Origin of the sequence: Niveibacterium sp. COAC-50, assembly GCF_013184235.1 — a bacterium.
In the GTDB taxonomy this organism is placed as follows: Bacteria; Pseudomonadota; Gammaproteobacteria; order Burkholderiales; family Rhodocyclaceae; genus Niveibacterium; species Niveibacterium microcysteis.
The window spans coordinates 1-708 of the sequence record NZ_JABCJM010000024.1; the positions used below are offsets into that span (position 1 = coordinate 1).

The 708-nt window shown below is 66.7% G+C and carries 1 protein-coding gene; it reads left to right on the forward strand.

Translation table 11 applies throughout. The features are described 5' to 3' along the window. Nucleotides 1-708: VCBS domain-containing protein (locus tag HH302_RS22235; protein WP_216662027.1), on the forward strand; the 708-nt coding region annotated here is incomplete at both ends.

Sequence of the window (708 nt, forward strand, 5' to 3'; positions counted from 1 at the left end):
CGTCACGAGCCTGGATGGCACCGCGACCAAGGCGATCGATGTGACCGTGACCGGTGCCAACGACACCGCCGCGATCACCGGCACCGCAACCGGCACGATGACCGAAGACGTTGCCGTCACCTCGGGCAACCTCACTGCGTCGGGCAGCTTGGCAGTGAGCGACGTGGATTCGGGTGAAGCCGTGTTCCAAACCCCAGCCACGCTGGCCGGCACCTACGGCACCTTTACCTTCAACACCACGACCGGTGCCTGGACCTACGCTGCGAACAACGCGCAGTCCGCAATCCAGTCGCTCGGCGCAGGCCAGTCGCTGACCGACTCGATCACGGTGAAGTCCGCGGACGGCACCGCTTCGCAGGTCATCAGCGTGACGATCAACGGCGCCAACGACGGCGCCACCATCGGTGGCACCGCCACCGGCACGGTGGTCGAAGCGGGTGGTGTCGCGAATGCGATCGCCGGTACGCCGAACGCCTCGGGCACCGTGAGCGTCAGTGACGCCGATGCGGGCCAGTCGGTCTTCCAGGCGGTGGCCCCTGCTTCGCTGTCCGGCACCTACGGTACCTTCACCTTCAACGCCACCACCGGCGCCTGGACGTACGCACTCGACAACACCAAGGCCGCGACGCAAGCGCTGACCAACGGCCAGATCGTGCATGACACGCTGACCGTCACGAGCCTGGATGGCACCGCGACCAAGGCGATCGA